Here is a 19613-nt window from a genome sequence, read left to right on the forward strand (position 1 = left end):
ATATTCCCTATCGACTGACCATCAATGAGAAAGGCCACTTATGAATCCATTAGAGACGTTATGGCAGCTTGCCGCCAGCAGCGTGAAGGCGGATGCCTTACATCTGGCGCTGGAACAGCAGATTTTCGATCGGCTGGAGGAAGCCTCCACGCCGGAACAGCTGGCGGCAACGCTAGGCTGGCAACCGGAGAAAACCGGGTTTCTGCTTGAACTGCTGTGGAGCATGCAGCTACTGACGCGCCATCACGACGGCTATCGTACCGACCCGACCTGTGCCACCGTACTCTGTCGCAGCAGTTCACGTTTTCTGGGCGACGCCTGGCGCTTTCGCCTCACCAGCCTGCGCCAGTTTGGTCAGGAGCTTGGCGACGGCATGCATCAGCCTCTGCCGACCCAACTGACCGAGTTACCGCGCGATGCCGCGTGGGCCAACGCCGCGGAGCAGCAAATCGCTCAGGAACAGCGGGCGGTAACGGCTGACCGCGCCGAGCAGCTTCTTTCCAGCCTGCCGGATTTCCCGCAAATCAGGCACGTTCTCGATCTGGGCGGCGGCCCCGGCTGGGTGGCGATTACGCTGGCGCTGCGTCATGCTCAGATCTCCGGTACGGTGTATGACCTGCCGCAGACCGCCGCCGTGGCGCAGCGCAATATCGACGCAGCCGGGCTATCCGCACGGCTGTCGGCACAAAGCGGCGCCTTGCCCCGAGAAAAATACGATCTGATTTGGAGCTCTTCTTTCCTGCATTTTGTCGAGGACATTCCCGCGATGCTGACGACGCTCCGCGATACGCTGGCACCGGAGGGTACACTGGTTCTGGCACAGGCGGAGATTGCTGACGAGGCCGATGAGGCCGCGCCGGTTCTGCCGTTCTACCTGCCGATGCAAATGAGTGGACGCCACGTTACGCGGGAAGGTCAACTGGCGCAGTGGTTACTGGCTGCGGGCTTTACCTCTGTCGAAACCCGACGTCATCAGGCATTTCCTATGGCACCGCTGAATGTGCTGATCGCCCGCAAACACGGGTAACCTTCGCACGATATGCTCGAACACTAATCGTGATAGAAAAGCAAAAAGCCAGTCAGCATGCGCTGACTGGCAAAAAAGCTTATACAATCTATTGAGGAAACGTCTTGTTGTTATGCTTGCTGACTTTCAATACATCCCTGAGATGTTGGCTATTATAATATTTTAAAAATTCGTCCAATCTGACGGACGTTGAGCGGCTGCACGAGTAGAAACCGGAAGCATCGCCACAAGCGAGAGAGCCTGAGTTGCAGGTTGCAACATTGAGGGTTTATGGCCCGCAATTCTAAACACGGAAACTTCTCTAACGAGCTGATCGGCTTGCTCCTTGAGACTTTGTGCGGCAGCAGCGGATTCTTCTACCAAAGCAGCATTCTGCTGCGTAGTCTGATCCATTTGGCTGACAGCGATCCCCACCTGTTCAACCCCCGTCGACTGTTCAGCACTTGCCGCGCTGATCTCGGATACCGTATCGCTCAACTGACGAATAGACATCACGACCTGCTGCATCGTGTCCCCCGCTTTGTTAACCAATACAGAGCCAAGTTCAACGCGTTCAACGCTGGCCGTAATCAGATTCTTAATTTCTTTAGCCGCTTCGGCACTGCGCTGTGCCAAGTTACGCACTTCTCCCGCCACAACAGCAAAACCACGACCTTGTTCACCAGCACGTGCCGCCTCAACAGCGGCGTTGAGCGCCAGAATATTCGTCTGAAAAGCAATGCTGTCGATGACATTGATGATATCCGCAATGCTACGCGAGCTTTCATTGATCGCTCTCATCGTGTCCACCACCTCATTGACAACATCACCTCCCTGCTGCGCCACAGTGCTTGCGTTTTTCGCCAGCACGTTCGCCTGAAGCGCGTTATCAGCATTGTTTTTTACCGTCATCCCTAATTGCGTCATCGTCGAGGAGGTTTCTTCCAGCGCACTCGCCTGCTCTTCAGTTCGTGATGATAAATCAGCATTACCCTGAGCAATCTGCATGCTGGCCGTCGCGACACTCTCGGCATTGTTTCTGACGCCAACCACCATCCGTGTTAGCGCCGCTTGCATTTCCTGCATAGCCTCCAATAGCAACCCCGTTTCATCACGGTTATTGACGACAATCGAACCACTCAGATCGCCTTCGCTGATGCGTTTCGCAGAAGAAAGTGCAATAGATAACGGTGCCGTGACACTTCGGGTCAATAGCCAGGCCGTAAAGCATCCTAATACCGTAGAGAAAACGGATAGTATTAACATCCACAACAGCGCATCGTGGATATATTCTTTTGTCACCTGCTTAGCATGATCAACGAATGAGACCTGTAATGCAGTCAACTCATTGAGCTTGGTAAAATAAAGCGATTGGATAGCGGCTATATCGCCAAACACCAATTCGGTAGCCAACGCATCTTGCTCATCCATCGCATAGTCAATGGCTTTATTAATGCTCACACTATATTGTTTTCTAATGTCGATAAGCTGATTAAACAGCTCACGTCCTTTCTGCGAAGTAATGCTGCCATCGAGGTTTTTATATATTTCACTTGCCGAGTTAGTCGTTTTTACGATGACCGCCCTCAGCGCCTGTTTTTCCTGATTTCTGTCGGCAGGGAGGAGGATAATATCGCGCAAAGTACGAACATTGGTATTCAAGATATCTTGAATATCACGCAACATATCAACCTTCACCATTCTATCTTCAGTGATCTCATCAACTTCGGTGCCAATATCCTTCATAAAATAATAGCCCACAGATGACAAAATCAGTGTCAATATGATTAGCAAACCAAAGCCAAGAGCAAGCCTATTTCCAATTTTTATATTTTTAAAAAAATCCATATTAGCACCAGAATTTTACATTCTTACCATGTTTACCCAATTGCGATTGATAGACACATTAGCTACTGTTTATCTGAAAAAATACGACAAACGGTAAAGCAAACCGCTATTGCAACCGGTTCCCTGGCTCCTATAAACTTCTTATTTTTAGATGCGTATAGCAGAACACTGGCATAAGAAATTCATTTAGCCATAATATTTTTCATATATGTAAAAATACTTACTTACAGCAATTGTTTACTTGATAAAGTAACTCGAAAAAAATCTTACATCATTTCGCACTTCACATTATTTGTGCGTATAACTAAAATCGAGCCATGGTTAAGAAAGCTAAGTTTTTGCCCTCACTCCCCCTGTTTTAGCCGGTGTTATGCCTCAATTGATGCAAACGCATTCATAAACACAGTATCGAGATAAAGCCTCGCTACGGTCTATAAGCTTACACTATCATAAATGCAATATCGATCGGAAATAACGATCATTAGACCGTTCAATTCCTTGTATTCGATCGTTTTTTTCTATCAGAAAAAAAGCTCTGATCTTTATTCATTAAATCGAATTTATAAATTAGAAGACTAATAGTTTAGATAAACTACGATAGCGTCCAGATCATGACGCGGTGAGGCGAACGGTATAGCGTAACGTTGCTGAATTAATTAGAGGGTAAAGATAAAAGCAGAGCGTTTAATACCTATCAACATAAAAAAAGCCAGTCAGTAAGGGCTGACTGGCTTTCGGGCTGAACCTAATAAGGTGCTGCGTGTTTCCGTCTCGTTTTTCACTCTACCGCATATTCCTTCATTTTATTTTCGTCAGGCATCGTGCCATTGAGCTTCTTTAGCACTTCCTTCGCTTCCTTCAGCACGCGGATACACTGCTCGCGCGTGATAGTAAGCGGTGGCTCAATCCTGACCGACTTGGCATTATTCAGAGTACCCGCCACCAGAACATTACGTTGAAACAGTTCCTTCGCGAAAGCATACCCGATTTCGTTTTTCCTGAACTCGATAGCCTGCAACAGCCCCATTCCTCGTGCTTCAATAATCAATTGAGGATACTCGGCCGCCAGTTGCTGTAAGCCCTGTAGCAAAAACGCCCCTTGTATCGCCGCCTGTTCAGGCAGGTTCTTCGTCAGCAACTCATTGACGGTTGCCAACGCCGCCGCACAGGCCAGCGGATTGCCGCCGAACGTGGTGGTGTGCAGAAACGGGTTTTCAAACAGCACGGAGAAGACTTCTTCCGTCGCCACCGTCGCCCCAATCGGCATCACTCCGCCACCCAGCGCCTTCGCCAGACACAGAATGTCAGGCTGCACGCCATAATGCTCACAGGCGAACATTTTACCTGTGCGTCCCATGCCGGTTTGTACCTCATCCAGAATCAGCAATGCCCCAACCTCATCGCATAATGCTCTGACCGCAGGCAAGTAATTTTCCGGTGGCACAATCACGCCGCCTTCCCCCTGAATGGGCTCAAGGATAATGGCAGCAACATCATCGCCGGTCTTCTGGCATTGCTGAACCTGCTTACGCATGGCGCTGATATCGCCAAAAGGCACATGATGGAAGCCGGGTAACAGCGGCATAAAAGGACGACGAAACGCAGGCTTGGCAGTGGCTGAAAGCGCCCCCAGCGATTTACCGTGGAACGCGCCGGTCGCAGCGATAAAGGTATATTTGCCGCGCGGCGACTGGTAAGCCTTCGCCAGTTTCAGCGCCGCTTCAACTGATTCCGTTCCGCTATTGCAGAAGAAGCTGTATTTCAGATTGCCCGGCGTTAGCGCCGCCAGCGTTTTTGCCAACAGCCCCCGCAGCGGGTCGAGCAGCTCCTGACTGTGCAGCGGTTGTCTGGCGAGCTGGCGCTCAACGGCGGCAATCACATTAGGGTTACGATGCCCGACGTTGAAAATACCGTAACCGCCGAGGCAGTCCAGATATTCATTCCCTTGGGTATCAATCAGCGTATTCGGGCCACTGGCGCGCCATTCAACTGCGCCGTAATCGCCGCCGGTAGTGACAGATTTTCGGTATTCCAGAAAACCCGGGTTGACGTATTCACGAAAACAACTCAAAACTTCTCGATTCAGTGCCGCCATGTCATCGTGGGATAGCGTGTCACTATGAATCCAATGCAGTGCCTGCTGAGTACACTCTAGCGGGTTAAGGTGGGCGTTTGATCTGGACAAAATGCGCTCCTTGAAAACGGACATCACGCGATGCCAATTTAATTAATGCACATAACACGCCAGTCGCCCGCCCCAAACCAGAATAAAATACAAAAACGCGATCTAAACCAAAAATCCAGCAGATAATTTGAACCAAATATTAATATGAAAAATTAATAACCAATTGGCTCGGTGAATACCAGGATGAAGAAAAATAAAGCCTCGTGTGATGCCCCGCTTTTGCCCAACGCGCCCTCTTTTGGGGCGCGCCAGATCAGGACAAACGCGCTATGCCATTATCGGCTTCCCGTTCAGGGCTCTCCGTTCAAGATAAAGCCCCGTGCGGCAAACCGGCGATCCTCAGTGCCGGATCATGATATGGCGCACGATGGTGTAATCCTCCAGACCGTACATCGACATATCTTTGCCGTAGCCTGACAGTTTCTGCCCGCCGTGCGGCATTTCGCTCACCAGCATGAAGTGGGTATTCACCCAGGTACAGCCGTATTGAAGACATGCGGCAAGACGGTGCGCCCGCCCGATATCGCGCGTCCAGACCGACGAGGCCAGCCCGTAATGCGAAGCGTTGGCCCAGCCAATCACCTGCGCTTCATCGTCGAACGGCGTAATGGAAATAACGGGACCAAATACTTCTTTCTGGACGATCTCATCTTCCTGCTTCGCGCCCGCCAGCACCGTGGGCTGGAAGTAGAATCCCTGCCCTTTCACTCGCTCGCCACCGGTCACCACCGTAATATGCGGCAGCGCTTTAGCGCGTTCGACGAACCCCACCACGCGTTCCAGTTGCTGCTCAGTAATCAGCGGCCCCAGTTCGGTGGTTTCATCGTGCGGATCGCCCATTTTCAGCGTCGCCACCGCGTTACCTAATGCTTCCACGACCTTATCGTAGACGGCACGCTGCACATACAGCCGACAGGCGGCAGTACAGTCTTGCCCCGCATTATAGAAGCCGAAGCTGCGAATCCCATCAACGACCTGATCGATATCGGCATCGTCGAAAACAATCACCGGCGCTTTGCCACCCAGCTCCATATGCGTCCGTTTTACGCTTGAGGCAGTATGCGACAGAATATGCGCACCGGTCGCAATCGAACCGGTCAGCGACACCATGTTCACTTTCTCATGCCCCGTCAGCGCATCACCGATGTCAGCACCGCGTCCGAACACAATATTCACCACGCCTGCCGGCAGAATCTCCGCCAGCAAATGCGCCAGATAAAACGTGGTTAGCGGCGTTTGCTCCGCCGGTTTCAGCACCACACAGTTCCCCGCCGCCAGCGCCGGTGCCAGCTTCCACGACGCCATCATCAGCGGATAATTCCACGGTGCAATGGACGCCACTACGCCAACCGGGTCGCGCCGGATCATCGAGGTGTGCCCTTCGAGATATTCTCCGGCCGCCGAACCGCTCAGACAGCGCGCCGCGCCGGCAAAAAAGCGAAACACATCAGCAACCGCAGGCACTTCATCATTCAGTGCCGCATGGTAGGGCTTACCGCAGTTCAGCGATTCAAGCCTGGCAAACGCTTCAGCGTTTTCTTCAATAGCATCGGCAATCTGTAGCAGTAGCGTCGCACGCGTTTTCGGCGTGGTCTGTCCCCAGTGTGCAAAAGCGGACTCGGCAGCCAGAACGGCTGCATCAACCTGGTGCAGATCGGCCTGCGCAATGGCGGCAATTTGCTCTCCCGTGGCAGGGTTGAATACCGCCAACGCCTCGCCTTTACCCGCAACCAGCTTGCCTTCTATGAGTAATTTGTCGTGCATACATTTTCCTTACAGAGAGAAAACCGTCGTGTTTTTCACCATTATCTGCAAAATGTCTGTGCAAAAAACCTGCCACGTTGCACTGACTTATCAATCCGCTCTGCAACCGGCAGCCTTATGCTAAGGCGCGTTGCCCGATGCTTTCTTCGTCTGCGTAGCGGCCTGTCTGGCTTCCTCCGCCAGCGCCTCGATCTCTTCTTCCGTTAGTTGGTCTGACGCCTCATGCACCTTTGCCAGCCCTTCGCTGACCGTCACCTCTTTAGGATCCTGCGCTGAGTCCTTCGTGGTCATTTCTGCTCCTCCCGATGAAAGAATAAACCAGCAAAGATAAGTGTAGTCGATGGCAAAAATCCGCCAATCTGAAGAAGATTTAACTCTGCTTTTCGCATCCGCATATGTGATAATAATTATCAATTACATTAAATTTATTATTCAGGGCCTTACCCCGTCGACGGACAGTGCTGAGCATTGCTATGGATAGCGCCGTGGCAAGGGAAAGGGGTTCTGTTGCCGCAGAGTCGGCGGGAAGGTCACCTGACGGGACGTTGGCATGTCAGAGTCTGAACTCAGAATGCTGTTCAACCACTATGCAGAGCGGTTAGAACGCTATCTCAATCACAAACTGCGCGACCCTCAGGCAGCAGCAGATCTGGTGCAAGAGAGTTTTTTACGGTTAGCGCAACGGCTGGAACAGCAGAATGATGTAGACGACAAGAAGGCATATCTCTATAAGACAGCAAATAATTTGCTGCTTGACCATGTTCGCCACCAGCAGCGCTGGCAGATGGCGACGTCCGTTGATGATACGGAGGCGACGCTGGAATACCTGCCGGATGCCGCGCCTCAGCTCGATCAAACGGCCATCGCCCAACAGGAGCTGGAACGTCTGGCAAATGTGCTGTCGACGCTACCTGAACGCACGCAGTTGATATTTCATCTGCACCGGTTTGAACACATGACGCAGGCGCAAATTGCTCAGCAGTTGGAGATTTCCCTCAGCACCGTTGAGAAACATCTTGCCATGACGTTGCACGCGATGATGACGATCCGCACCTCGTGAAACGCGTCGCCCATCATGAAATAATCACAAATTATTTACGGGTTTATTGCCGTCAGACGTCTACATATTTAGAGACCCTACACACTCCAGGCCTACAACATGAATGATTATCCCCCTGAGATCCAGCAGCAGGCAGCACGATGGGCCATACGTTTGGCCGAAGCGCCGCTGGACGATGAACAGGAACTGGCATTCCAGCACTGGCTGGCACAGGATCCGCGCCATCGCCACGCGTTGGAACAGGCAGGGATGCTCTGGCATGGGCTCGGGTCGCTCAGCGCCGAGCAACGGCAAGTGCTGCAACCACAACCGCCAGCCACCTTTCTCATCAAGCGCGTCAATCGCGCGACGCAGTGGAAAATCGCGGCCTTACTGCTACTGGGTTTCAGTATCGGCACGACGTGGATTTCCGACGGTATCCTCATGCTGCGCTCGGATTATCATGCAGTACATCAGGTCAAACACGTTACGTTGCCGGACGGCAGTGAGGTCGATATGGATGCGGGCAGCGCCATTTCACTCGCCTATACGCCGCAAGAGCGGCGCGTCACGCTGTTACAAGGCTCAGCCTGGTTCACTGTCGCCCCAACAACCACTCAGGAAAAACGCCCTTTTCTGGTTGATGCGGCCTCAGGCACCACGCAGGCGCTGGGCACGCAGTTTATTGTGCAAAACGCCTCACAGACAACGACCGTCGGCGTGGTGGAGCACAGTGTTCAGGTCACGGCAAACGGGCAATCATTGCAGCTTGATGAGCAGCAGGCGGCACGCTATACCGAACAAGGAATGACGCGACTCCCCGGCTGGAATAGCCGCGAGCGTGGCGACTGGCGGCGTGGCCTGCTGATCTTTGATCAACAGCCGCTGGCCGTCGTCATCGCACGTATCAATCAGTATCGCGCTGGCACGATCGTCATCCCTACGTCAGCGCTGCGCCAGCGTCAGGTCAGCGGCATTTTTTCACTGAACGAACTGGATGGCGCATTGCAAACCATCGCCACCGAACTGGGTGCCAAAACCGTTTCACTCCCCGGCGTCACCGTTCTGTACTGATCTCTTTCTCCCCTGTCTTCCCCCATCCCTGCCACGCCGCTCAGGCGTGGCGATCTCTCATAAACGTCCTTTACGTTCACAAGACCGCAACGTGCCATAGAAAAAAATTTAAATATTTTTTTACGGGTTCTGTCTTCTCAGCCGTCTTCATATTTAGGTAATGATTTTTATTATCATTTTCATTAAGAAAAGAAGGGGTAACTATCCCTTTGTTTATTAATGCTTATTGATGATTTAACGAATGGCAGACCAGGCGAAAAATGTTTAAAAGAACACAACAGCAAAACAGCCGATTGTTACAACTTAATCCACTTTCTCTTGCCGTCGGCATCGCACTGTCGCTGCCTGCTTCATTCCACTATGCGCAAGCAGAAACACCGGCAGCCAACGTTCAGGAAGCGGCTCGCCACAGCGTCACCTTCTCCATCAGCTCGCAACCGTTAAGCAGCGCGCTGCTGCGTTTCGCTGAACAGGCGGGGTTACAGGTCTTTTTTGCCGACGTCAAACTGGAAAATATGCAGGCCACCTCCCTTCAGGGTCGCTTCACGCCAGAGCAGGGGCTGCGCAGGATGATCGGCACTAACTCAGTCGATTTCCAGATCGGTAGCAACGGCGTCATTACCTTGCGCCCTCGTTCAACCAACGTCGATACGGCCAAAATAGACGATGTGATGACGGTACGTGCCTTTACCGTCGCCAATCCCGGTGACTGGATCTACGAACAGCCGCGTGCCATCAGCGTTATTTCACGCGAGCAGATGGATAACCGCCCTTCCCGCCATGCCGCCGATCTGCTGGAACAATCCGCTGGCGTTTACTCCAGCGTCAGCCAACAGGATCCTTCGCTGTCGGTGAACATTCGCGGCATACAGGATTTCGGCCGCGTGAATATGAACATCGACGGCGTGCGGCAGAATTTTCAAAAAACTGGCTACGGGCAGCGTAACGGTCAGATGTATATCGATTCGGAGCTGCTCTCCGGCGCAACCATTGAAAAAGGCGCGACAAACGTGATGGGCAGTGCAGGTACGCTGGGCGGTGTCGCCACGTTTAACACCGTTAGCGCCCACGATTTTCTGGCGCCGGGTAAAGAACTGGGCGGAAAACTACACGCCAGCACAGGCGACAACGGCACGCATTTTATCGGCAGCGGCGTGCTCGCACTGGGTAACGAAAGCGGCGACATTCTGGTCGGTGCCAGCGAGCGTCATCTGGGCGACTACTGGCCGGGGAATGATGGCAACCTCGGTAATATTCGTATTCCCGGAAATTCAACTAATTACGAAGAGTGGGCGAATAACTTAAAGCATCAGAAAGTGACTAGCGCGGCCTACACCATGCGCTCGCGACTGGCGAAAGTCGGCTGGAATCTGCCAGCTAATCAGCGCTTCCAGCTCAGCTATATGCAAACGCAAACCTCTTCTGAAAACGCAGGGACGTTATCCAATCTTTCCAATACCGAACTGGGTTGGAAAGCCAGCGGACACAGCGAGATTATGGCACGCAGTACCGCGCTGGATTACAGCCTGAAGCCGGACGATCAGCGCTGGCTGGATTTTAAGGCCAAGATTTATTACGCCGATACCAATAACGACACCGATAACTATGCGCTCTCTAATACCAGTGCCTATCATGAAAGCACGCGGCTACGCACGTACGGCGCCCAAGCGCAGAATACATCGACGCTGTGGCAGCAAGGCGCGCACGATCTGAAAGCCGACTACGGACTGGATTTCTATTACGACAAGATCACGACGGACAGCACCAATAGCACGGCCAGTAACGCCACCCCGGAAGGGAACCGCGCGATGGCCAGCCTGTTCGCGAACCTGAATTATGCCTACGACGAATGGGTAACGCTGCAAGGCGGCCTGCGTTACGATCGCTACCGGTTACGCGGCACCACCAGCATCAGCTATCGGGAAATTCCCTATACCATCACGAATCCCTGCACCGCACGGTCGATCGCGCTCTGCCCGCCGTTCGTGACCACCACGCAGGATTGGAATGTCGATGACGAACACGGCAAACTTTCCCCCACCCTGTTTGCTGGCGTCCGCCCCGGCGTTGAATGGCTACAGCTGTTCACCAGCTATGGCCTGTCCTGGCGTCCGCCGTCAGTCAGCGAAACCTTTGCCAACGGCACCTACAGCGCAGGCAACTATTACCTCTATCCAAACCCCAACCTTAAGCCGGAACGCTCTCGCGCCTGGGAAGTCGGATTCAATATTCAGCAGCCTAATCTGCTCGTTGATGGCGACAGGCTGGTCAGCAAAGTGTCCTATTTCGACACCCGGATCAACAACTACATCAGCCTGAACGGCGCGCGCAATAAGCCGGGCTATAACGGCTATTCCCTCAGCAATTCCGTGTTCCAGAACAATCTGGCGAAGAGTCGCTTCCGCGGCATGGAATACCAGTTGAATTACGACGCGGGCTTTTTATATGTCGATGCCACCTACACCCACATGATCGGCAATAACGATTTCTGTGCGCCGGTGGCCTGGATGGGCGGCGTCACGACCGTCGGCGGTTCCAGAGGCAACTACTACTCTACGCCTGTCGATACCACGGCTAGCGATTTCTCTTGCCAGAAAACGCTGTTATTCAGCAACGCGGCCTATCTGCCGGGCGACCGCGGTTCCGTCACGCTGGGGACACGCGTCTTCGATCGCAAGCTGGATATGGGCGTCACGATGCGCTTCGCTCCCGGCTATCAGGATGCTGCCGCACCGGCTAACTCCGCCTATTTAGCCGACTGGCCCAAATATGAAGTTTACGATCTGTACGCCAGCTATCGTCTGACCGACAGCCTGACGGTACGCGGATCCGTCGAAAATATCGCTAACCGTACTTACATCGTGAGCTATGGCGAATCATTGGGTTACACACCAAGCCGGGGAAGAACGGTGCAGGCTGGCGTGGAGTACCGATTCTAATTTCTCTGTTTCCCCACGCGGGAGGCAGGAAAACAAAGGGGATGGGATGGCTCATCCTCTTTCACGACAGACACGGATGACCGTGCCTGTAGATCGTTAGTTAATGAGGAATCTATTATGAGTTTTGCAATTACCTACGATGCCTACTATGCCAATTACAGCATTGCCAGCTACCTGACTGAATGGTCGGCAGCGTTTGGTGACGTTAACCATACCGCGGGTAATACACAAGTCGGTGGCAATAATACCGGGGGCTTTTACGGCGGCGATACCTTTATAGACGGTACTCAATATGCGATCACGAGTACGCAGAACGATTTCTCCGCGCTCATTGCTGGCGGCGATCTGACCTACAGCCTCTTCACGCCTCCAGCCCACACGCTGTACGGCGACCTGGACAGCCTGTCCTTCGGGAACGTCCTGCAAGGTGGCACCACCGCGGGCACCACGTACTCTCTTGCTGAGCCGGAAGTCACCTTCAGCGGACTGGATCTCTCCACAGACGTTGCCAACCTGACCGTTAGCGATCGCGGTGTCGTTCATGACGTGATTTACGGCCTGATGAGCGGCCAGGTTCAGCCGCTGCTGGATGCGCTGACTAACGCGGGTATCGATATTAACGCCAGCCTGGATAGCCTGAGCTTCGCAACAGCGACCTCCGATGCTGCGCTTTCTGCCGATACCGTGGTTGACGTGGTTGGCGTCGCCGAAACGGCCGATCTGCTGGCGGCATAAGAAAACGGCTAAAAGATGACGCTTTTAGCCGTTTGAGTGAACACCGTCGCGGTACGGAGAGAGTCATACCCTAAATAATTCACGCTGCACGGATGCGGCGTGAAGTATGACGGGCACGGCACCGCGGCGGTCTACTGAGTGTAATAACCGTTGGCAAGCCGCGTCAATAGCGGTACGGCTAACCGCTTTCCCCTCTTCCACCCTGTGGGTACACCACGGTGAGAATGATGGCGACTTTATTGAAGAAGGAACATCCCATGCCCGCATCCCATCCGACTTCATCAGGCCGGGAGATTATTGACGCGCTGGCCGCCTACCGTCAGGGGTTCTGGGGAATTGGCCTGTTCAGTGCTGTTATCAATCTGCTGATGCTGGCACCGGCGATTTATATGCTCCAGGTTTATGACCGCGTATTGCCTTCCAGCAGCACCATGACGCTGGCGATGCTAACGATCATTATGCTGGGGCTATTTTTATTGATGGGATTACTGGAATGGATACGCAGCGCCGTGGTGATTCGCCTCGGTACGCAGATGGATATGCGACTGAATCAGCGTATCTACAATGCGGCGTTTGAAAGCAATCTCAGGAACGGCACGGCGAGCGCCGGCCAAGCCTTAAACGATCTGACTGCCCTGCGCCAGTTCGCCACCGGGAATGCGCTATTTGCCTTCTTTGATGCGCCGTGGTTTCCGGTTTATCTGCTGGTGATTTTCTTACTTCATCCCTGGCTGGGCGTCATGGCGCTGGCGGGGGCAATCATACTGATTGTGCTGGCCTGGCTAAATCAAAAACTCACGCGCGAACCTTTGGCCTTAGCCGCACAAAACACCGTTCAGGCGACGCAGCAGGCCAACGCCAATCTGCGCAACGCCGATGCCATTGAAGCCATGGGGATGCTGCCCGCCATGCGCGAACGCTGGCTGACGCAGCACCAAGCGTTTCTCTATTATCAGAACGTTGCCAGCGAAAAAAGCGCCAACATTACCTCGCTGACGAAGAGCACCCGACTGGCGCTCCAGTCGCTGATGCTGGGTTTAGGTGCGCTGCTGGCCGTCAACGGCGATATCACCCCCGGTATGATGATTGCCGGATCCATTCTGGTCAGCCGCGTACTCAGTCCGATCGATCAGATCATTGGCGTCTGGAAGCAGTGGATGCAGGCGCGGCTCGCCTGGCAGCGTATCAATCTCCTGCTCGATACTCATCCGGCACGCACCGCTGGCATGGCGCTGCCCGCTCCGGAAGGCAAACTTCAGGTGGAGCAGCTCAGCGCTAACGCACCTAATACCCGCACTCCCATACTCGCCAATATCACGTTTGACCTGGCTCCCGGCGATGTGCTCGGCGTGTTAGGCCCTTCTGGCTCGGGCAAATCCACCCTCGCCCGCCTGCTGGTTGCCACCATGCCCGCTCTCGGTGGCAAAGTCAGGCTGGACGGCGCAGACATGCACCAGTGGGACAAAAGCGACTTAGGCCGCTTTGTCGGTTATCTGCCACAGGATGTGCAGCTTTTCAGCGGGACGATTGCCGAAAACATTGCTCGTTTCACCCAGCCGGATGCAGAAAAGATCGTTGCCGCCGCCGTCACGGCAGGCGTTCATGAGATGATTCTTCGGCTGCCGCAGGGCTACGATACGCAGCTGGGTGAAGGCGGAGCCGGGCTATCCGGCGGTCAGAAGCAGCGTGTCGCCCTTGCCAGAACCATCTATAACCAGCCGCGCCTGATTGTGATGGATGAACCCAATGCCAGCCTCGATGACGACGGCGAGAAAGCCTTATTGGCCGCGATTGCCGCCCAGCAGGAAGCCAAGAGCACGCAGGTACTGATCACACATAAACCCGCCCTGCTGTCCTGCGCCAATAAGCTGTTAGTCCTGCGCGCCGGACAGATTCAGTATTTCGGTGCAACAGAGCAGGTGCTTAAAGAGCTACAGCGTGCCAAGCCCGCCACTGCTTCTACGGCCAAACCGATGACGAAACCCGCCAGCGCCAAACCTGTACCAGCTAAAACAGCCGACGCCGCCAATGCCTTTACTCCAAAAGAGCCCGGTTCCGCCGGGCTGAGCATGGTGTACAGCGCGCCAACGCCACGCCGTGCCGCACCGGATAAATGAGACTTAGCGCATTGATAACGAACGTCTGCCGTCAGAAAAGCATCATGGAAAGAAGAGGATAACCATGTCCGCGTTACGTGAAGTCACATCACAGCCAACAGCCCCACGTACTCAAGTAGAGGATAACGTTGCGGCAATGCCGTTACATACCGATGCCGGACGATATTTAAAGCATGGCCTCTGGCTGGTGCTTATCGGCTTTGGTGGCTTGCTGCTGTGGGCTGGCATGGCACCGCTGGATAAAGGCGTCGCCGTATCCGGTCGGGTCATTGTCGCGGACAATCGTAAAGCCGTGCAGCCTGTCAGTAGCGGACGTATCGCTTCACTCACCGTGCGGGATGGCGACCGCGTGCAGGCTGGGCAAGTTCTTGCCACGCTGGATCAAACACCCGCTCAGGCACAACGTGACAATCTCGTCACCCAGCTTCAGGAAGCACACGCGGGCGAAGCGCGTCTGCTGGCGGAACGCGACGATCTGAATACGATTGCTTTCCCAGCCCCCACAGAGCAGCACAGCACCGTCACACAGCAAATTCAGATCGCCCAGCAGCAGCTTTTCATCAGCCGTCGCGCCGCGCTGCAACAGGAACGTACGGCAATGCAGGCTGCCATCATCGGGGCAAAAGCGCAGTCGCAGGGGTCACAGGCGCTGCTGGCCAGCAGCCAAACACAATTCCAGATTATCAGCGAACAGCTACGCGGGCTACGTCCGCTGGCGCAGGAAGGCTATATCGCCCGTAACCGCCTGCTGGACGTCGAGCGACAGGCCGCCCAACTGGCTGGCGCGATTGCGCAGGAACGGAATAATCAGGTACAGCTCCAGCAGCAGGTCGTCGAGCTGGAGCAAAAAATTCAGCAGCGTCAGAACGAATACCAGAAAGAGGTACGCGCCCAACTCGCCGATACCCAGCGTTCCATTCAGGATCTCACCCAGCGCCTAAAAACAGCGGAATATGAACTCCAGCACACGCACATTCGCGCGCCCGCCAGCGGCACCGTCGTCGGGCTAGCGCTGCATACCGAAGGCGGCGTAGTCAATAGCGGACAGATGCTGATGGAGATTGTTCCCGATGGACAACCACTCTTGATTGACGCGCAGTTGCCTATCGAGCTAGTAGACAGAGTCAGCAACGGGCTACCGGTCGAGCTGCTGTTTTCTGCGTTCAACCAAAGCACTACCCCGCGCATTTCCGGTGTTGTCGCACTGATCGGTGCCGACCAACTCGTCGAACAACAGACGGGAAAACCCTATTACGCACTGCGTATTCACGTCGATGAACAGGGTAAACAGCAGCTCGCCGGACTGGACGTTCGTCCCGGTATGCCGGTGCAAGCCTTTATTCGCACCGGTGAGCGCTCCCTGCTCAACTACCTGTTTAAACCACTGTCCGATCGCCTGCATCTGGCGCTGACCGAGGAGTAATCATGCTGCGCCTTTCATCCGTTTATCGCGCGGCAATCCGCTCCCGTTATGCCATCCCCCTTGTTCTCACGCTGTTCTACAGCGCACCGACTCAGGCACTGGGATTAATGGAAGCCTGGCAGCATGCACTAACCCACGACCCGGCTTTTCAGGCTGCCGTGCATGCGCGTAATGCCGACAGCGAAGAAAAGAATATCGGGCGCGCCGGACTCTTGCCGAAAGTCACCTATGACTACAGCCAGTCGCGTAACGACTCCACCGTTACAACGGGTGGCCAACAGTCGGAACGGGATTACACCAGCCGCGTCTCCAGCTTTTCCCTGCAACAGCCGCTTATCGACTACGCGGCATGGTCGCGTTATCAACAGGGTGAAGCCAGCGCCGTGCTGGCCGACGAACAGTTGCGCGATGCCAGCCAGCAGTTGCTGGTACGTCTGTTTCAGGCCTACACCAACGTGCTGTTTAGCCGTGAACAGATTGCGCTGGTTCAGGCTCAGCAGCGCGCCTATCGCGAGCAATACCAACTGAATCAACGCCTCTTTCAGCAAGGCGAAGGCACCCGCACGGATATACTGGAAACCGAAGCACGGGTCAACCTGACGGAAGCGCAGCTCATCGAAGCGCGGGATAATCTGGATATCAGCCTGCGTGAACTGGAGACTCTGCTGGGGATGCCCGTTGGTGTGGATCAGCTTGCGACGCTAACGCCACGCTTCATGCCGCAACCGCTTCAGCCTGCGGGCTATCAGCACTGGCAATCATTGGCGGTACGCCACAACGCTCAGCTATTAGCGCTAAACCAGTCACTGGCCGTGGCGAAATACAGCATTGAGCGTAACCGGGCGGGTCACCTGCCGCAGGTCACACTGGTCGCCAGCACGCGCAATACGCAATCAGACACCGAAAACAGCTACAACCAGAAATACGATACGCGATCGATTGGTATCCGCGTCAGCGTACCGATTTTTGCCGGTGGCGGTGTCTCTGCCGCAACGCGTCAGGCTCAGGAGCGCTATCAGCAAACGGCGCGGGAAAAGGACGAACAGACGGCGACAATACAGACGGAACTGCGTCGCCAGTTTAATCTGGTCACCAGCAGTCAGGCGAAAATCCGTGCCTATGAGCTGGCGGAAAAATCAGCGCTGGCACTGGTTACCGCCACACAGAAGAGCGTTCAAGGTGGAGAGCGCGTGAATCTTGACGTACTGAATGCTGAACAGCAGCTCTACGGTGCACGGCGCGATCTGACCGAAGCACGCTATACCTGGCTGACGGCCTGGCTACAGCTGCGTTACTACGCCGGTACACTGGACGAGCAGACGTTGCGTCAGTTAGCGACCTATTTCGTACATACCTAACGTTGCGTACACCTCTCACATTTCTTACACATTTAAAAACATGAGTTCAGAAGACGAGATAAGAAATGAAGCTGACGTGGCCAGTATTCGGCCACGTTCTGTCGGGAAGGAAAATAAGTCGTATTCAGATATTCTAAAAAAATCATAAAAATTTTTATGCTAATAACCAATCACACTATAAAAATATTCCCCTCCGCACTCGATGTAAAAATAGCGGCAAATTCGTCAGCTATATTTCTGGCGTGAATAACGGTGACGCAGCAGCCCTTGTTATTTTCTCTTCCCATCCTCGACGACCTGACGTTGACTTCATTATCAAAAAGGGATTCATTTCATCATTTTCAAACTAATCATTTAAAAACAACAAAATAGGGAAAAATACCTCATTAGAGGTAGCTGAAGTGACAGCAAGGTATGATTTCTTACAGCAATCGTTAACGAAAATAAGAAATAAAAGAAAACAAGACACAACAAAATAAGAACAATAATTTAATCACTTTTAAAAACGCCCTTCCATCCATTAACAACTTCGCCAACTTGCGCATAAAGTGATTTTTAATAAATTAAAGTTACAGTTAAATAACTAAAGAAACCAATAAATATCCATTATTGCGAGCGAGATCTTTTATTTTCAGGAAAGCAGGCAAAGATAAAAATTAATAGATTTAGATCAAGAAAATAAATAACAACCCGTCCATATAGTACCCGCAGTAAAAACTCACTTATTTTAATTCTAACTAATTAGTTCATCTTAAAAGCAATGCAATGGGGCTACTATGGACTTCATCATTCAATTAGTCATTGTCCTGATCTGCCTTTTTTACGGGGCAAGAAAAGGCGGAATCGCGCTGGGTTTATTAGGCGGGATTGGACTTGTTATTCTGGTCTTTATTTTTAAACTGCAACCGGGTAAACCTCCCGTCGATGTTATGCTGGTCATTATTGCCGTGGTGGCCGCATCGGCAACGCTTCAGGCATCGGGCGGGCTGGATGTCATGCTGCAAATCGCGGAACGAATGCTGCGGCGTAATCCGAAATACGTTTCGATTATTGCCCCCTTCGTCACCTGTGTTCTGACGATCCTGTGTGGTACAGGTCACGTGGTGTATACCATCCTGCCGATTATTTATGATGTTGCCATCAAGAATAATATCCGCCCTGAAAGGCCAATGGCTGCCAGTTCAATCGGCGCACAAATGGGGATTATCGCCAGCCCGGTTTCTGTTGCGGTTGTCTCGCTGGTTGCCATGCTGGCTAACTTCACCTTCCAGGGTAAGCATCTGGGATTCCTCGACCTGCTGTCTATTACCATCCCTTCTACCCTGCTGGGCATTCTGGCGATTGGGATTTTCAGCTGGTTCCGCGGTAAAGATCTGGATAAGGATGAGGATTTCCAGAAGTTCATCGCCGATCCAGAAAACAAACAGTACGTGTATGGCGATACCGCTACGCTGTTGGATAGAAAATTGCCACGCAGCAACTGGATCGCCATGTGGATTTTTCTGGCAACCATCGCTGCGGTAGCAATTTTGGGTGCCGTTGAACAACTGCGTCCGGTCTTTGCCGGTAAACCACTGTCGATGGTGCTGGTCATTCAGATGTTTATGCTGCTGTCTGGTGCCATCATCATTATTGCGACCAAAACCAATCCGTCATCCATCTCGAAGAATGAAGTGTTCCGTTCTGGGATGATAGCCATCGTCGCGGTATACGGTATCGCCTGGATGGCGGAAACCATGTTCGGCGCGCATCTGGAAGAGATTAAAGGTACGCTCGGTTCCTTGGTGAAAGTCTACCCTTGGGCTTACGCCATTATCCTGCTGATTGTATCGAAGTTCGTGAACTCGCAGGCAGCGGCGCTGGCGGCCATTGTCCCCGTTGCGCTTGCTATCGGTGTGGATCCGGCGTATATCGTGGCCTCTGCGCCAGCCTGCTATGGTTACTACATTCTGCCAACCTACCCAAGCGATCTGGCGGCTATCCAGTTTGACCGCTCCGGCACCACCAAAATTGGCCGCTTCGTTATCAACCACAGCTTTATTCTGCCGGGACTCATTGGCGTAACCACCTCCTGTATCTTTGGCTGGGTGTTTGCCGCGATGTACGGCTTCCTGTAATTCGGTTC

13 protein-coding genes are annotated in these 19613 nt (G+C 53.3%); 9 read left to right on the forward strand and 4 right to left on the reverse strand.

Translation table 11 applies throughout. The features are described from left to right. Positions 1–40: 40 nt before the first annotated feature. Positions 41–1027 carry a methyltransferase domain-containing protein gene (locus tag AB8809_RS15515; protein ID WP_349854846.1) on the forward strand — a complete coding sequence of 329 codons (987 nt, stop codon included), beginning with the start codon at positions 41–43 and terminating at the stop codon, positions 1025–1027. Positions 1028–1189: 162 nt separating this feature from the next. Here the strand turns inward: AB8809_RS15515 and AB8809_RS15520 are convergent, their stop codons facing one another. The 4 genes from AB8809_RS15520 to AB8809_RS15535 form a co-directional block, all read right to left on the reverse strand. Further along, on the reverse strand, positions 1190–2854 hold the full coding sequence (locus tag AB8809_RS15520) for a methyl-accepting chemotaxis protein (protein WP_349854848.1): 1665 nt from the start codon (positions 2852–2854) through the stop codon (positions 1190–1192). Positions 2855–3632: 778 nt separating this feature from the next. Beyond that, on the reverse strand, positions 3633–5039 hold the full coding sequence (gene ygjG, locus AB8809_RS15525) for a putrescine aminotransferase (RefSeq protein WP_219606984.1): 1407 nt from the start codon (positions 5037–5039) through the stop codon (positions 3633–3635). A 339-nt stretch (positions 5040–5378) separates the two neighbouring features. Continuing rightward, on the reverse strand, positions 5379–6803 hold the full coding sequence (patD, locus tag AB8809_RS15530) for an aminobutyraldehyde dehydrogenase (protein WP_015839687.1): 1425 nt from the start codon (positions 6801–6803) through the stop codon (positions 5379–5381). 120 nt (positions 6804–6923) lie between these two features. Next, the gene (locus tag AB8809_RS15535; RefSeq protein ID WP_180777169.1) at positions 6924–7094 is read right to left on the reverse strand and encodes a hypothetical protein; all 171 of its coding nucleotides are present in this window, start codon (positions 7092–7094) and stop codon (positions 6924–6926) included. Between the two features lie 259 nt (positions 7095–7353). On the opposite strand from AB8809_RS15535, the gene AB8809_RS15540 reads away from it, so the two are divergent. From AB8809_RS15540 to AB8809_RS15575, 8 genes are all read left to right on the forward strand, one after another. Beyond that, positions 7354–7863, forward strand: coding sequence for an RNA polymerase sigma factor (locus AB8809_RS15540; RefSeq protein ID WP_015839685.1), 510 nt, complete (start codon positions 7354–7356; stop codon positions 7861–7863). Positions 7864–7962: 99 nt separating this feature from the next. Then, the gene (locus AB8809_RS15545) at positions 7963–8916 is read left to right on the forward strand and encodes a FecR family protein (RefSeq protein ID WP_181847526.1); all 954 of its coding nucleotides are present in this window, start codon (positions 7963–7965) and stop codon (positions 8914–8916) included. Between the two features lie 260 nt (positions 8917–9176). Continuing rightward, positions 9177–11855: a TonB-dependent hemoglobin/transferrin/lactoferrin family receptor gene (locus tag AB8809_RS15550; protein ID WP_349854850.1), complete on the forward strand. Its 2679-nt coding sequence runs from the start codon at positions 9177–9179 to the stop codon at positions 11853–11855. A gap of 117 nt (positions 11856–11972) precedes the next feature. Then, entirely contained in the window at positions 11973–12590 is a 618-nt protein-coding gene (locus AB8809_RS15555) for a heme acquisition protein HasA (protein WP_015839682.1), read from the forward strand. Positions 12591–12847: 257 nt separating this feature from the next. After that, entirely contained in the window at positions 12848–14707 is a 1860-nt protein-coding gene (locus AB8809_RS15560) for a type I secretion system permease/ATPase (protein ID WP_349854853.1), read from the forward strand. Positions 14708–14771: 64 nt separating this feature from the next. After that, complete coding sequence (locus tag AB8809_RS15565; RefSeq protein ID WP_181829504.1) at positions 14772–16130, forward strand: HlyD family type I secretion periplasmic adaptor subunit; 1359 nt, start codon at positions 14772–14774, stop codon at positions 16128–16130. A 2-nt stretch (positions 16131–16132) separates the two neighbouring features. Continuing rightward, the gene (locus tag AB8809_RS15570; protein WP_349854855.1) at positions 16133–17488 is read left to right on the forward strand and encodes a TolC family outer membrane protein; all 1356 of its coding nucleotides are present in this window, start codon (positions 16133–16135) and stop codon (positions 17486–17488) included. Positions 17489–18264: 776 nt separating this feature from the next. Beyond that, the gene (locus AB8809_RS15575) at positions 18265–19605 is read left to right on the forward strand and encodes an anaerobic C4-dicarboxylate transporter (protein WP_015839678.1); all 1341 of its coding nucleotides are present in this window, start codon (positions 18265–18267) and stop codon (positions 19603–19605) included. Positions 19606–19613 lie beyond the last annotated feature (8 nt).

It is taken from the genome of Pectobacterium aroidearum, assembly GCF_041228105.1.
GTDB lineage: Bacteria > Pseudomonadota > Gammaproteobacteria > Enterobacterales > Enterobacteriaceae > Pectobacterium > Pectobacterium aroidearum.

Excerpts from the sequence above, each read along its gene's own strand:
- AB8809_RS15515 (WP_349854846.1), top strand. The coding sequence starts at position 41 with ATGAATCCATTAGAGACGTTATGGCAGCTTGCCGCCAGCAGCGTGAAG.
- AB8809_RS15520 (WP_349854848.1), bottom strand. The coding sequence starts at position 2,854 with ATGGATTTTTTTAAAAATATAAAAATTGGAAATAGGCTTGCTCTTGGC.
- patD (WP_015839687.1), bottom strand. The coding sequence starts at position 6,803 with ATGCACGACAAATTACTCATAGAAGGCAAGCTGGTTGCGGGTAAAGGC.
- AB8809_RS15535 (WP_180777169.1), bottom strand. The coding sequence starts at position 7,094 with ATGACCACGAAGGACTCAGCGCAGGATCCTAAAGAGGTGACGGTCAGC.
- AB8809_RS15540 (WP_015839685.1), top strand. The coding sequence starts at position 7,354 with ATGTCAGAGTCTGAACTCAGAATGCTGTTCAACCACTATGCAGAGCGG.
- AB8809_RS15545 (WP_181847526.1), top strand. The coding sequence starts at position 7,963 with ATGAATGATTATCCCCCTGAGATCCAGCAGCAGGCAGCACGATGGGCC.
- AB8809_RS15550 (WP_349854850.1), top strand. The coding sequence starts at position 9,177 with ATGTTTAAAAGAACACAACAGCAAAACAGCCGATTGTTACAACTTAAT.
- AB8809_RS15555 (WP_015839682.1), top strand. The coding sequence starts at position 11,973 with ATGAGTTTTGCAATTACCTACGATGCCTACTATGCCAATTACAGCATT.
- AB8809_RS15560 (WP_349854853.1), top strand. The coding sequence starts at position 12,848 with ATGCCCGCATCCCATCCGACTTCATCAGGCCGGGAGATTATTGACGCG.
- AB8809_RS15565 (WP_181829504.1), top strand. The coding sequence starts at position 14,772 with ATGTCCGCGTTACGTGAAGTCACATCACAGCCAACAGCCCCACGTACT.
- AB8809_RS15570 (WP_349854855.1), top strand. The coding sequence starts at position 16,133 with ATGCTGCGCCTTTCATCCGTTTATCGCGCGGCAATCCGCTCCCGTTAT.
- AB8809_RS15575 (WP_015839678.1), top strand. The coding sequence starts at position 18,265 with ATGGACTTCATCATTCAATTAGTCATTGTCCTGATCTGCCTTTTTTAC.